3 protein-coding genes are annotated in these 15,554 nt (G+C 56.7%); 1 reads left to right on the top strand and 2 read right to left on the bottom strand.

All coding sequences use genetic code 11. The features are described from left to right. Together ACLH0H_RS25045 and ACLH0H_RS25040 are read right to left on the bottom strand one after the other, a co-directional pair. Complete coding sequence (locus ACLH0H_RS25045) at positions 1-12,498, bottom strand: hemagglutinin repeat-containing protein (protein WP_411380091.1); 12,498 nt, start codon at positions 12,496-12,498, stop codon at positions 1-3. 32 nt (positions 12,499-12,530) lie between these two features. Continuing rightward, positions 12,531-14,252 (bottom strand): ShlB/FhaC/HecB family hemolysin secretion/activation protein, encoded by a 1,722-nt coding sequence (locus tag ACLH0H_RS25040; RefSeq protein WP_411380090.1) that lies wholly within the window; start codon positions 14,250-14,252, stop codon positions 12,531-12,533. A gap of 553 nt (positions 14,253-14,805) precedes the next feature. On the opposite strand from ACLH0H_RS25040, the gene ACLH0H_RS25035 reads away from it, so the two are divergent. Further along, a complete protein-coding gene (locus ACLH0H_RS25035; protein WP_411380089.1) occupies positions 14,806-15,534 on the top strand; it encodes a class I SAM-dependent methyltransferase in 729 nt (242 codons plus the stop codon). Positions 15,535-15,554 lie beyond the last annotated feature (20 nt).

Here is a 15,554-nt window from a genome sequence, read left to right as displayed (position 1 = left end):
TTATTTTACCTTGATTTGACGCTGATTAGGTGTTCCAGTTATGGAGCCATTTTCAATAAATCTCTGATGCGTAACACTGCCCGAAGGATCCAAGATATATTCATATATACCGGTTGCCCCATCAAGCCCTCCCTGCGTTTGCAACAAAGTTCTTTTCACACCATCTCCCCCCGTGAGGACAAAAGCTTGACCAGCCGCCAATTGTGCTTTAGTCAAATAGCTCGCAGCAATATGCGATACATCGCCTTTCAGTCCACTTCCAGTACGATCAGCTAACAATATTTTATCCGAGATTTTGCCAACCTCATCCTGATCAATTTTTTCACTATACATATTACCCGGATCAAGTCGATGCTCAGGCGTTATATATTTCCCATCATCCCGTTGCCCATCCAGCTGGGTTCCTCCGGTATTGATAGCGGGGTTAACAACGCCGCCATTTGCGAAACCACCACTGCTCGGATTTACTCCGTTAATCTCAAGAATGGGAGTGATATAGGCCAAATGTTCAGGGTCGAGCTGATGAATCGGAAAGGAGGTGCCAAGCAAAATCTCCCAAACAGCGACGGAAACCCTGATTTGTTGCGCCGCATCCTTTCCAGCCTTCGCACCTGACTCCACCAGCGAATTCGCAGCAATACGCGCCTTCTCCTGAAACGTCGCATCTGACGCTACCAGAACAGCACCGACAGCCACGACGACTGCTTCAGCCGCCACAGGAATCGCCACTAAATTGCTTGCGCCAGTTTTAGGACCGTTCAAGGTCGTTAACAAGCTCATGACGATCAGAGCTTTGTTGGTATCATCGCCCGCAATTTGAGTGAGCTTATCAACCAACGCCTGGTTTTCAGGTGCCTGCTCTTTTCCAGTTATACCCGCGATCACTTTATTGATCAGCGCTGCACGGTCTTCCGGATGGCGACTACCCAATTGCCTAACGAAGGCTTTGGCGGCCATCTCGTCGGAGACCCTGTCGGGGTTCTTTCCGATGGCAATGTCCGTACCCGCGCTAAAAAGATCTAGGAGTACTTGAATGGTTTCCTCACCCCGATCTCCAAGCTTCTTAGCATCAGTTGTCCATCGCGCAATCGTTGCAGTGGGGTTTGTCACCGCCGTCAATGAAGAATCAGTGAGGTAAAGATCTGTGCGCTTTTCTTTATCCTTGGTGACTTCGTAAGCTTTACTTACTTCACGATTGAGGCCTGCGACAGCCGAAGCCGCGTCAGCAGCATCTCGAACAATTATCTCTCCCGAACCAACCGTCGCGCGGACCGACTGTTCACGCTCCTTGTCGTACTTCCAGCCCGAAACACTCCAACCGCTATCGCCGGCTTTCCCCTTACCCACTTGGCTTGGGTCTTGTGTGGTGCTCTGACCCTCTTTGTAGGAGCCGCCAACACTCAGGTAGTACCCATGTTCATTATCTTTTCCTGCGATGTCGTTGAACCCAAGCGTTCCTGTATCCAGTTTGAGATTACCGGTGTCTGAAGCGATCAACGCACCATCCAATTGCGTGTGATCCTCTGTGCGGATATCGACCTTGTCTCGCCCAGTGATACGGGTTTGATCTTCTACCCAGTTGGTTTTACCCGTGGTCTGACCATAACCGACTGAGCCGCTAACACCCGCGCCCGGGCCAATTGTTACGGTTGCGCTAATATCAAATTCCTTCCCTTTGACCTTACCGGTGTCAGGAACCGAAGAAACGCTCAAATCTCGACCCACGCGACCGATTATCTGATCCCCGCGCAGCTCAGCGCCGGCGATGTTGGTATCTCTCCCGCTGCCGAAACTCAGACGGTCTCCTGCATATAGGTAGGCGTTCTGTTGCCCCTGCTTCTCCCTTTCAAGATCCCCCTTGCCCATACTGACGCTCACATAGATACCAGCGCCTTTTTCACCGCCCAGAGTGAGCCCTACCTCCCCTCCACCACTGCTTCTAGTACTTTCGCTATTACTCTCATTTTTCGCCGCACCAATATTCAGATCATTTCCAGCTTTTAGATCAATGTCGCGACCCGACCGGGCTTGAGTTCCAATAAGATTCAAGTCATGACTCGCAATCAGATTGATATCTCGCCCCGCATCTACCACTGTGGGTGTCGAAGTTTCATGGCTGGCGTCTTCGTCAGCAACACCATGACTCCCACCGATCCCCAGCTTGGCCCCGCCGCTGGTACCGCCATGAATGCCCGCCCAGCTCTGACTCTGAGAGTCATTCTTTTCGATGTTGCCTTTGGCGACATCAAGATTGATATCACGCCCTGTTACGTTGATATCCCGACCTGCGCTTAACTGACCACCAGCGACGGCAACATCGTTACCGGCAGTCATGTTGAGGTCCTTTCCGGCATGGAGTGTCGAAGGCCGATTGGTCACTTCCACTACTTGTTTGCTGGTACTTTCACTACTACTGCCAATTTTCAGGTCTCCCGTAGGACCTGCCAGGAATTGGCCAACAGCATCGACGCCCCTCAGAGTGCTTGAGCCCTTGCTGACATTGTCCTCACCTTTGCCTGCACCACTCACAGCATCCTTCGTGCTGCCATAGTTATGATTGAGCGATACGCTAACCCCATTGCGCTCCTTTTCAAGCTGTTGCTCTACCAACAAACGCTCACGAGCTGCATCAATATTGATATTGCGCCCGGCCTTCAGGTCAATATTGTTGTCCGCCGCCAGATCAGAGCCGCGCTGGTTGATATCCCGCTTGGCCGTAATCGCCAGATTTTCACCCGCGCTGATTTGGCTCGCGGCTGCAGTCTGCTGCTCAAGGCGATTTTTCTCGCCGTTGCGATCGGTACCGGCAAAGAACGTGACGCCATTGGCGTCACTGGACACCCCAATACCGGTCTGTTTCGACTTGGCCCAATCACGCTCGCTTTTCGAGTTTTGCGCAGCGACTACGTTGACGTCGCGCCCCGCATTGAGACTGACGTCACGTCCTGCACTGATGCCGCTGCCCACCAGGTTGATGTCGCGCTCGGCCTGCAGAGTCGCATCGCGATCCGCCATAACCTGGCTACCAACGCTGGTGCTGCTCTGGGCTTCCTGTCCGGCCTTCTTGGCCGATGAGATCGCGATGAAGCCACCCGAGATTGAGCCGGTCTTCTTCTCGTATTTCTCACTACGGCTATAGGCCGTGTCATTGGCCGATACCAAGTTGATGTCACCGGTATCCTTTACCAGGCCTGCCCGCAACTCAGCATCGTTCTCGGCATTGATCTCACTCGCCCGCAAGCGAATGTCATTGCCCGCAGCCACCACCACGTCGTTGCCGGCCTCCAACTCACTGCCTACTTGCGTGGCGGTCGTTTTCAGTTGGCTCTTGCCACTTTTTGAAAGCCCCAGGAATCCAGACTTGGTCTTCTTGCTGTAAGAGCCATGTTCTTCAACACCTGACAGCACCGCGATGTCACCGGTGGCGCCCAGCAGCATGTCGCCACCGGCTTTCAATTGACTGCCGATCACAGTGACGTCACGCCCACCTTCGATGTTCATGCCACCGTCGGCTTTCTTGCTGGCGTTGACGGTCAGGTCCTTGCCCGCCTCCACAACGGAAGCCACGTTGGTGCTGTCGTAACTTTCACGCTGCTCGCTTTTGCTGCGCCCGAACGAGCCTTTGCTCTTTTTCGAGTAGAACGAAGCGTCTTCGTCCAGCGCTGACAAAATGCTCAGGTCACGCTGCGCCTCCAAAGCCACGTTACCGCCGCCCGCAACCCGGCTCGCGGTCAGTTCAAGGTCCTTGCCAGCACTCAATGACACATCACCACCAGCTTTCAGCACACTGGAAACCTGGCTGATGTGATCCTCGGAGCGAGTCACCTTCTTGGACTTGCTGGATGAATGCTCCTCGTCCGCTGCAGACGAAATACTCAAATCATCAACGGCCGAAATACTCAGGTCACGTTTGGCATCAATTCGGCTTGCGATAGCGCTGAAATCGCGGCCCGCCGTGACCTTCACATCACGCCCCGCGTCCAGGCTCGCTCCGGTTTGCGTGACGGTTTCAGTGCGGTATCTGCTTCCCATGTCAACGGAGTTGCGTTGCTCTACCGCATCAAGGTGCACATCACGCCCGGCGGTAATCGTAGTGTCGCGTCCACTGGCCAGCACGCTGCCGTTGTTAGACACGTCACGTCCAGCATTGAGGCTCAGGTCGTTAGCCGCTTCAATCCTGGCAGCGCTATCGAGGTAATCGCGGCGTATTGAAGTACCGGAGCTGTAACCGGTGGTAGTCACGCTACGCTCGTTGATCACATCGCCACCAACGGCCGTGAGCGTTACATCGCGGCCGGCAATGATCCCGCCTGACTTATTGACGATGTTGTTACCCGCCAGTAGGTCCAGACGGTTGCCGGCTTCAATCAACCCGCTGTTGGCCAGGTCGTTTCCGGCCTTGGCCGACAGGTTATGAGTGGCGCGCAGGGTTCCTGCGTTCTCCAGGTTCTCACCCGCCATAAGGCTGATGTCCTGGCCAGCAATCAGGGCGCCGTTGGGGGCCAGGCGATTATCAGCTTGGGCCAGGTACAACACCGGCACCAACACCTTTTCGCCGTTGATTACACTCTCTTCAAGCCAGACGATATCGTGGGTTAGCGCGGCCACTTGCTGACCGGTCAGCGATACGCCCACCGACAGGTCGAGGGCCTGCTTGCTGCGAATGGCGTTATCCATCAGGTGACGGAACACTGCCTCGTCAGAGGCCTGACCGTCGATAAAGCGCTGCCCGGTACGCTCGACAATCGCTTGCTGGATCAATCGTTGTTCATAAAGACCGTCGCCCAATCGCTTCGCGCTTTCATCCGGGTTATAGCCCAATCCTGAGAGGAGATAATCCGAGCTCATGAACTGTTTGAGGTCAGTCAGAACTGGATTGGTTTCGATCAGGTATTTATGTGGCTTCGAAACGATTGTACGGTCAGGCAAGCCCTGCACACGGTTTAGGGTTTGACCGCTTCCAGGGGTAGAGGTGGCGAGTGGGGTAATGCCCGGAATATTCAGGGAAGGCGAGCTTCCGGCGTTGACGCCACTGGCTTCTCGGGCACCCACTGATACAGGGCGAGAATCCCCCGCAATCTGGCTCGCGCCATCCAACTGGATCGTCCTGCCTTGGTTTTGAGGCAACGCCTGCTGTCGTTGAGCCAGCTCGATGCTTGCCTCGCTCAGGGTCCAACTTTTTGGCTCATTGCTGCGTTGCGCCACCTGGGTATCGCTTACTCTACTGCTGCTGAGGCGGAACAAGCCGTTCTGCCCCGTCGGCAGAGAGAAGTTGGGTAGCGTTACGGGATTGACTTGCCGCTGAGCCAGATCCGGGGGGAGTTGGGCATTGACGGAGATATCTTTGGTGATGGTAGTGGGCTTTGCTACCCCGTTCTGCTGGCCTTGATTCATAAAAGGGGCCAGGTTTTTGATATCGCCGTTCTGGATAGATTTTGTTGCGTTTATCGATACAGTCTTACCTGCCTGAATAACGGCAGCCGCCGAGCTACTGGACTGATAGTTTCTGACATCACTCATTAAATTGAGCGCCAAAATGGCGGCTGGAACAGAAACCTCGGGGCCTTGCCCAAAATAGGGGTTCAGATAACCAGTCCTTTGCCATGCCCCCATGATTGCGTTGGGCGTGCATGCTCCACCGTCGCTGTCGCACGATTGACCATTAAAATACTCCATGAGATATCTGGAGTTACGATTTACGTAGAGGTCTACGGGGCCATTACCGTTTTCATTGGTAAACCACGGTGCCGAGAACTTCCGACCTGGCGTTGACTTGTAAACTCTTGAACGGGTAAATTCGCCTGTACTTACCGACGTGTTTTCAAAACTTTCTGCCTTCAGATTTATATTTCCACCTGAAACAACAGTCGAGGCAAAGTTATTAAATCGGCCAACGTCGGCATTGAAATCCCCGGCCACCGATACTGTCGCTGCTTTCCCCGAAAAGGTGGCCTCAGACACATACTTCTCTTCGACAAAATAATTCATGTAATAACATTTATTGCTATCACAATCGTAAGTAATGTCGCCTGACACCAAGCGTTCTTTGCCAGCAACACCTTGCCTTTTATTTTCAAACGCAGCGGACGCCAGCGTAAAGTCGGCATCAGTTTGAATAGAGGACGAGAAATTAACAACGCTATTGGCTTTACCACCCTGATGCCCACCAATACTCAAGTTGCCCAGACTGTAAATGGCCGCATTATGATTGTTCAGCAGATCACCGACTTTGATGTCAATGTTCGAACCGCTAAAAATCAGTCCACCTTCATTCAACAACGTCGGTGTCTGCAGCAACAGCGCTTGCGTACTGCCCAACGTTGCGTAGTTATTAATAGCGCCGGCACCGACACTCAGCTTCGACGCAGATGTAACCCGACCGTAGTTGTTGAATGCTCCCGCTATATTGAGGGTTGTATCGCCCCCTCCTGCAATGCTCGCAGCGCTGCTCACGTTTAACTGCGCCGCACTCAAGCCCAGTGTCCCGACACTGCTGTAACGGCCTTTGCCGACGTAGTTGCCGGTCAGGGTCAGATCCGCGGTGCCATCACTGGTGATCAACCCATCATTGTTCCAATTGCCACCCGTACCGATAAGGCTGTCGGACGCCAGCAACTGCCCACTGGCGGTTTGATTTAAAGTGTTGACGTTGATCGTCAAGCGCCCGGCCTGGATCACGCTGCTGTTGGTCCAATTGTCCGCAGTGAGGGTCAGACCGCCTCTGGTAACCACGTCACCACCGGCCTGAGTGAGGTTGGCAGTGGAGATATCAAAGGTGCCAAAACCTGCATGTAACAAGCTGCCACCCTGGTTCTGAAAGCCACCCACATTTAGCGTCAAATCAGCATTGGAGGTTTCCAACCGGCCGTTACGGTTATCAAACACGCCACCAATCTGGAAGTTGGTGTTTCCACCGCTACCCAGCGCCCGAATTTGCCCACCCTGGTTATCAACGCTATTGGCCGCCACATTCAGGCTGCCATCGCTTTCAATCACCCCGCCACGGTTGGTGAGTAGCCCATTTGCTGTCAGCTCAACCACGCCACCGGCGATTTGCCCAGCACTGTTATCCACTTGCTGGCCATCCACCCGCACCAGGCCTTTGGCATACACACCACCGTTGGCATTTGCAAAAAAGTTGGCGTTGAGCAAGGCATCGCCCGCCTGCGCAGCAATGCGTCCACCCTGGTTGTTGATGCTGTTCGCGAGCAGGTTCAGGCGCTGTGCCTGGATGATGCCACCTTGGTTATTCAGGCCTGCGGCCAACTGGGCATCTAGCAGGCCCTTGAGGCTGGCCAACGTACCGCCTTGGTTATCGACATAACCGCGGATGTTCAGGCCCAGGCCGGTTTGGCCCTGCACGACACCCTTGGCGTTGTTCAGGTCCGCGGCGCTCAGTTGCACATCGGCGTCCTGGCTGTAGATCAGACCATTGGTGTGGTTCTGTACGGCGTCCGATGCCGTGATTGCTACCCGTTCCTTGGCTACAATGGTGCCACGCTCACTGTTGTTTAGGCCTCCGGTAAACAGGGTCAACAGGCCCTGGCTGGCAATCTGACCGTCGGCGTCGTTGTAAACCTGGCTGGCACGTTGCAGAAGCAACGGCCCAGCGCTCACCAGCTTGCCGCCGCTGTTGTTGAGGTTGCCGAGCAAGTCGAGGGTCAACTGTCCGTTGCTCGCGAGCGTGCCGCCGTTGTTGGTCAGGTCGGTACCGGTAAAGGTGAAGGCTTGTTGCGCGTTGATGGTGGCTTGGTTGGTCAGGGTGGCCGCTTGTACATCCAGCGTAGTGCCGCTCTCGATCAAGCTGCCGTCACCATTAACCAACGCGCCAGTCACCGACAGGTGTTGCCCGGCGCCGCTGGAAAGCACGGACTTGCCACGGTTATCCAGGCTGGCAGCGCTGACGTCCAGCCGCCCTTGACTGACCAGCGCGCCTTCAGTGTTGTTTTGCAGGGCACCGCTCAGGCGTACATCGATCGCACCGTTGCGACTCGACAGTGTGCCGTGGTCACGGTTATCGAGGCTACCACCGCTGACGTTCAGGCCTTGCCAACCCGACATCAAGCCATTCGCGCCGTTATTCAGGGTGTCTGCGTTGAGGGTCAGTACTTGGCTGCTGATCAGCTTGCCTGCACTGTTATCCAGCGTGCGCGCTGCCAGGGCAAAGCTTTGCTGGCTGGAAATTTCACCGCCTTGGTTGCTGAGATCCCGCAGGTTTTTCAGAGTCAACGGACCATTCGCGAGGATCAGGCCGTTACGGTTGTCCAGGTCATTGTTGTTGAAGTCGACGGTTATGCCCTGCTCACCGACTATCCTCCCCCCTGCCAGTGCCAAGGCGTTGAGGTCGATAGCCATGGCACCTTTGGCAGAGACTTCACCGCCGTTACCGGAATTGAGGCTGGCGGCCTTGAGGTTCAAGGTGCTCCGGCTATTGATCAGGCCGCTGGCGGTATTGTTCAGGGCCATGGCGTTGAGCGTTACGGCGGCACCCAACAGGATGCCGTTCTGATTGTTCAGGTCAGCGCTGTGCACAGTGACCGCTTGCGCAGCGCTGATAAGGCCTTGGTCGCTGTTGTTCAGCAGACCGGCGCTGGTTAGTTGCAGGTCGCCGCGACTGGTCAGGCTGCCGCCACGGTTGTCAATGGCAGTGGCTTGCGCATTGAGACTCGTCCCGCTGATCAACCCCTTGATGTTGGTCAGAGCCTGGTCGATGCGTAGGGTCAGGCCCTGATTGCTCAGCAGCTTGCCGTGGCTGTTATCGAGGTTTTGGGCGGTCAGGCTGAAGGCTTGGCCGCTGGAGATTTCGCCACCGTTGTTGGTGACGTTGGTGAGGTTATTAAGTAGCAATGGGCCGACGGCATTAATCAGACCGTCTTGGTTGTTCAGTTGACCATTGTTCATATCCAAGGACAGGCCAGAATTGCTGAACAGTTTGCCGCCTTGCTGGTCCAGTCCGTTGACGCTGGCGGTCATGGCTTTGGTGCTGCCGATGCTGCCACCGTTGTTCAACTGCCCGGTGGTCAGAGACAAGGTGTCGCCGCTGTTGAGGCGACCGCCCTGGTTGCTCATTTCGCCCGTGGTGACGGAGACCGGCCCCTTGCCACTGATGCTGCCCTGTTGGTTGCCCAGGTTGGCACTGCGCAGCACCAGGTTGCCATCGGTTAGCAGTGCGCCATTGTTGTTATTCAGCATGCTGGTGACTGAAACGTTCAAGCCTTGCGCGCTGGATAGGCTGCCCTTGGTGTTATTGAGCCTGTGCGCTTTGACGTCCAGCTTGCCTTCACTGCTTAGCAGACCTTCGCTGTTATCCAAGTCGCCCGTCAGCGCCAACATCAACGGCTGTTGGCTGAACAGCTTGCCACCGGTGTTATCCAGTGAGGTACCAACCAGCGTGAGGCGCTGGCCGGTCAATTGACCCAGGGTGCGGTTGATCACCTGATCTACCGCGAGTTTCAATCCCAGACTCGAGAACACTACACCCTTGTTGTTGTTCAGTTGCAGTCCAGTGATGGTGACATCGGCATTTCCGGTCACTTCACCGGCTCGATTATCGAGGTGGTCGACGTCGAGTTTCAGCGCCTTTACGGCACCTACCAGGCCCTCGCGATTATCGAGGTTCGCGCTGCTGATATGCAGGGCTTCGGTACTGATCAGTTGGCCTTTCTGGTTATCGAGACGGTCTGCGTTGACGGTGACCTGTGCCTTACCGGCGATCTCACCGCTACGGTTATCCAGAGTTGCGCTACTCAGCAACAAAGTACCATCGGCAATCACGCTGCCATGCTGGTTGTCGATCAGTTCGGACTCACTGATATCTACGTCGCCCCGGCCGCTGATCAGGCCTTTGAAATTGTTAAGCACCTGATCAACGCGCAGGGTCAGCTCTTGGTTGCCGATGAGTTTACCGTTGGTGTTGTTGAGGTTCTGAGTGGTCAGGGTGAAAGCGTTCTGGCTGGAAATCTCACCGCTCTGGTTGTCGATACTGGCAAGGTTGTTGAGCAGCAGAATCGGGGCGTTGATCAAACCAGCGTTGGTCAACTTGCCGTTGTGCAGGTCGAGAGTGAGCTGCGCGTTGCTCACCAGTTCGGCGCCGCCCAATTGGGTGAGACCGCCGAGGTTGGCGTTCAGAGTACCGACGCTGGCGATACGGCCACTGTTGGCCACGTGGGTAGCCGTGAGGTCAAGGCGCTCGGCACTGATCACGCGACCGTTAAGGCCGTTAGTGAACTGTCCGGTGACAAGGTTCGTTTCTCGCTGGCTTTTAAGCAGGCCCTGGGTGTTGTCAAGGCTCCCGATGGTCAGCGTGAATCCTTGTGCGCTTTCGACGGTGCCAGCGTTGTTAAGCAGGTCGGCGGTGGTGTTGATATTCAATTGACCAGCGCTGGAAATACTCCCGCTGGTGTTATCGATGCGCTGCCCAGCAAGGGCAATTGAACCTTCGCTGTTGAGTTTGCCGCGAGTATTGTCCAAGGATTCGGACAACTTCAGTTCCAGTGAGCGCTGCCCACCCAAGGTACCGTCGGTGTTATCCAGTCGTGTACCGGTCAAGCGTACATCCTTGGCAAACACAAGGCCCTTGGCCTGATTAACGACCTCAGACACCGCCAGCTCCAGTGTGGTACCGGCCAACAGTTTGCCCCCGCGGTTGTCGAGGTACTCGCCGCTGAGTTCGAGGTTTTGCTGACTGGAAATTTCGCCGGCGCGGTTATCGATGCTGTCGGCCTTGAGTTTCAGCACTTTTGTCGCCGCAATCAGGCCGCCGTTCCGGTTATCCACGGTGCCGGCGTTGAGGGTCAGGTCGCCCTGAGCAACCAGTTCACCACCTTGCTGGTTCAATACGCCAAGGGTGGCGTCCAGTTCATCTTCGCTGGCGATGCGGCCCTTAGTGTTATTCACGGTCTCCACCGTCAGGCGCACCGGCCCGATGGCGCCGACCAGGCCGCCTTGGTTGCTTAGGGATTGGCCGGTGATTGCCAGTGCCTGCTTGCTGTTCAGCACACCTTCTCGGTTATCGACTTGGCCAACGTGCAGATTCAGGTTCTGGTTGGCACTAACGACGCCGCTACGGTTATCCAGGCGTCCCGCCTGGACCACCATGACCCCCTTGGCCAAAACGTTGCCTTTGGTCTGGTTATCCAGCAGGTCATCGATCCTCACGGTGAGATCACCATCACTGACCAGACGACCGGTTTGGCTGTTGTCCAGGCTTCCTGAAGTGATGCTCAAACGCTGGCCACTGCCCAGGGTTCCACCCTGGTTGGACAGTGCGCCAGTGTTGACGGTGAGGTCGCGACTGGCGATCACCGTCTTGCCGCTGTTGTCGATGGCTTGCGCGATCAAACGCACATCGCCTTGGGCATTGCGGCTATTATCTGCGTTGATACCTGCTTCAATAATCCCGCCGTTAGTCAACCGACCGCCTGCGTCCAGAGTGATGCTGTCCCGAGCGGCGAGGGTTTGCCGGTTGCTCAATGCACCCTGGGTTTTAACCGACAGATCGGTGCCGGCATAGACAGCGCCTTGTGTCTCCACGCTGGCCGCTTTTACCGCAATTGCAGTACCTGCCGACGCCTGGCCCATGACCACGTTGCCCGCCGCATCAATCTGGATGTCACCGCCGGCGACCATGTCTCCCGACAGATGTACGCCCACGCCTGACTCGGTACCGACCAGCTTGACTGCGCCCACATACATGCCGCCCAGCGCTGACGAATCGATCGCCAGGTCCGGCGCCTGGCTGCCATCGGCCGCTCGCGCCGTGGCGTTCAGCGTGCGTGCGTCCACATCGTTGCGACCGGCCACAATGGTGAGTTTTTTTGCCTGAATCTGCGCGTTGATCGTCGCGGCGCGGGTAATGATTTCGAACTGGTCGACGTTGTTGGCATTCAGGCCCGCGCCGTCGATGGCCACGCTGCCCTGATCGACCTGGTAACGGCTGATCTGGCCGTTTTCGATCACGGCCTTGCCGGTGGTCAGCGTCGCTTGCGGGGTATTGATAAAGCCGCAACCGTTGCAGCTGATGCCGTAAGGGTTGGCCACGATCACATGGGCCGACTGCCCCGCCACTTCGGTGTAGCCACGCAACTGACTGGGGCTACCGCCGTTGACTTCGTTGAGGATGACACTGGCGGCGACACCATTGAAATTCGGGTTTCCGACGATGATGCCGCCCAGTTGCGTGGACTGGGTACGAGCCGTGGCGTTGTTAAGGATCACGCCGTTGGCACCGACGTTGTAGTCCTGGAACTGGTTGTGCGACAACCCGCTGCCATTGGGCGCGGCGATATTGACGATCGGCACGCCATTGCCCTCCTGCCCAAGCGTCGTGCCCGGTGCGCTGACCACAATGCCGTCCGCTTGGGCCAACAGTGGGTGCCAGAACATCGCGTTGGCCAGGATCAACGCCACCCCACGCTTAGGCAGCCCCAGGAAATGGGCGCGGCTTTTAACGGCAGCAGAAGGTTGGCGCGCAAGGAAAGCGAACTGGCGAACGTCCATGTCAGATCCCAATGCCCGAAGGCGATAAAAATTTAGAGAAAGAAATCCAGGCGGAAATAAACCGGCGCTTCACGTTCAGTGATCGGCCCCGGTCGTTCCAAAGAGTGTGCAAAGGTCACCGTGGCGGCAACGTTCCGGCCGCGTGCAAACAGGTCCACTGAGTTGCTGGTCATGCGCCCGTGCTGCTCGGCGTTGTAGCGACCGTGACTGATCACGCCCTGGTCGTAACCCAGGCTGGTGCCGTACTCGGTGAACACCGGCTGCATCCAGGCCCAGGTCACCGGGCGGCTCCAGCGCAGGTCGTTGCGCCAGTAACCGCCGCTGTCGCCGGACAGGCTCTGGTCCCGGTAACCGCGAATCGACGACTGCCCGCCCAGGCTCATGCGCTGGGGGCTGAACAGCACGTCTTCGCTGCGCTGGCCGGTCATGAGGCTGCTGAAACTGAACGACTCGCCCCACAACTTGAACGGGTACAGATAGCTCAAGGTGGCGGTGTATTTGCGGTAGCGCGCATCGGCCTGGCCCGGCCGTGGGTTGTGATTGGCCTGGGCGTCGAAGGCGCCGATGCCGTCCTGCATGCCCAGGTCGATGTTGAGGAACGAGCCACCGATGCGGCGGCCATGGTTGATGCCGAACTGGGCTTCGCTGAGGCGGTTGCTGCTCAGGGCGAGCTTGCTGTCTTCGATGAAGTTGTTGGTGCGCAGGGTGGCCACGCCGGTACTGAGTGAGGTCTTGCTCAGGGCGTCGCGGTGGATCACGCGCTCCAGGCGCAGTTGGTGGTTCTGGCTGTCGCCCGATTGCTTGAAGTTGAAGCCGCTGGCCTGGGCCAGGGAGCGGTATTCGGTTTCGCTGTAGCTGTAATTGAGGTTCCACCAGCCGAAGGGCAGGTTGTAATTGAGCATCGAGTTGCGCGAGGTTTTTTGGTGATCGCTGACCGCATCGTGGCCGCCGCGCAGCGACAATTGATCCGCCAGGCCCAGCGGGTTATCCCAATCGAAGCTGGCGCCCCACTGCTGCTCACCGGTGCTGCGCTGGCCGCCGTTGTGGCGGGACAAGCCGACGCGCCACGGTTTTTGCGGGGTGTTTTTCACCAGCACATCACTGCCACCGACGGCCTTGCCGGGTGCCAGTTCCATCTGTGCCTGGTTCGAAGGCAGACGATTCAATTGATCAACCATCTGCTCGATTTCACGCAGGTTGAGCAACTCGCCCCGCGTGCCTGGAAAGCTCATGGCCAATTGACGGTCGGTGATGCCGCTGCCTTCAGCGCCCTTCAAACTTTCAAGTCTGCCTTCGACGACTTGGAGCTTGAGGTTGCCGCTGGCGAGGTTCTGTTGTGGCAAGTAGGCGCGGCTGGTGACCAGGCCCTTGGCCAGGTAATGGTCGGTGATGACTTTGAGCAGTTCGTTAAGCTGTAGCACACCCAGGCATTGGCCGATATAGGGTTTGATCAAACGGGTGCGTTCGCCTGCCGACAATGCGTCGGCGCCGGACAGCTCGATAGTGTTGATCGCAAAGCAACGGATGTCACTTGGGGATGCCGGCTTCGCAGGGGCCGCCGCTTTGCCGGGCAGGTCCTTGAGGTCCTCGAGGCGGCGTTGTTGCTCCTCGAGCAGGCGGTCCTGACGATCACGGATCAGGTCGGTGACGCCTGGCGTGTTCTGCAGGGTCGCGGCTTGCGCCATGCCGGCTGCGCCAAGGCAAACAAAAGCGGACAACAGGCCGAGCCTGGTTCGACGTACCGTACGCCACATCTCTAGATCCCTCTACATGGCGCTGTGCCATCAATTGGCGGCGATCATAGTAGTGGCGATATAGTGGCGTCAATTAAATGTACAAATTTGTTCAATGCCAAGTAGGGATCTCTGGGCCCTGCTTGGTCCGAAAAAATCAGACCGTCTCTATTGTCCGCGACCGCTTTGCTCGCCAGCCACAGGGCATGGTCGCCAGCCATCCGACACTCGCAGGTGATTCAACCATAGGTAGAGTTGACCTCAACCTTGCACACTCGTCATCGTCAGGAATAAGCCCCAACCAACTCATAGCCTATTTGGATGATTAGCAAATCAATCCGCGCCCCACACTCCAGCCGTCGCCGGAGAAATAATCCACAAATACCAGACACTCCTTAAACGCATAATCAACACAACTCTCTCCCATCAGCAGGCTGACCCAATCGAGCAGTACCGCCACTAAGCCGTTTGTTAAAGCGAGGGGTTGCGCTTAATATCGCAAGTCTTACCTTGCATAACGACTGTCAAGGCTTGCTCAACACCCAGCCCGCATATTCGAAGGAGTGGCATGCAGATGAAAGAATCCAAAGAAGTGTACGAACGCATCAGTGAACAGTTCGAGGATTTCACCACCAGGGCCTCTCAACGCAAGGTCGAGGTCGACACCTTCCGTAGCATGGTCGGCAATGTCGAGGGCCTGCGTATCCTGGACCTGGCCTGTGGCCATGGTTTCTTCAGTCGCCAGTTGAAGGACTGGGGGGCGGCCAAGGTGCATGGCGTGGATATTTCCGAAAACATGATCTACCAGGCACGGCAAGCCAACGACGGTATCGCCTACGAAGTACGGGACGTGGCGAAGATGGGCCGTATCGGCGCCTACGACATGGTGACGGCGGCCTGGCTGTTCAACTATGCCAGCAGTGTCGACGAACTGAGCAAGATGTTTCAGTCGGCGGCCGACAACCTGAAGCCCGGTGGTCAATTGGTGGCCTACACCGCCAACCCGTCGTTCGAACTGCAAAAAGGCAATTTCACCCGCTATGGGATTGAGGTGTTCGATGAAACCCCGGTCGCCGGCGGGTTTCGCTGCAACGCGCAGTTCATGTCATCGCCCCCCGCACCGTTTACCTACTATCGCTGGGAGCAAGGCGTGTACGAAGAAGCGGCACGGGTAGCCGGTTTCAACCAGCTCACCTGGGTCGCCCCGCTGATCAGTGAACACAGCCGCGCTACCATGGGTGCGGGGTACTGGCAACTGTTCGAGCGCAACAGCCTGCAGATCGGTTTGACCTGCCGCAAATAATCGCGCAGTGATCGTTTCCA

The organism is Pseudomonas sp. MPB26, from assembly GCF_046605355.1.
Classification (GTDB): Bacteria; Pseudomonadota; Gammaproteobacteria; order Pseudomonadales; family Pseudomonadaceae; genus Aquipseudomonas; species Aquipseudomonas cedrina.
The sequence above is the reverse complement of the archived record's forward strand: the minus strand, read 5'-3'. Positions and strand labels throughout refer to the sequence as shown.

What these genes read in the sequence shown, in the direction of transcription:
- ACLH0H_RS25045 (WP_411380091.1), bottom strand. Translation starts at nt 12,498, where the DNA reads ATGGACGTTCGCCAGTTCGCTTTCCTTGCGCGCCAACCTTCTGCTGCC.
- ACLH0H_RS25040 (WP_411380090.1), bottom strand. Translation starts at nt 14,252, where the DNA reads ATGTGGCGTACGGTACGTCGAACCAGGCTCGGCCTGTTGTCCGCTTTT.
- ACLH0H_RS25035 (WP_411380089.1), top strand. Translation starts at nt 14,806, where the DNA reads ATGAAAGAATCCAAAGAAGTGTACGAACGCATCAGTGAACAGTTCGAG.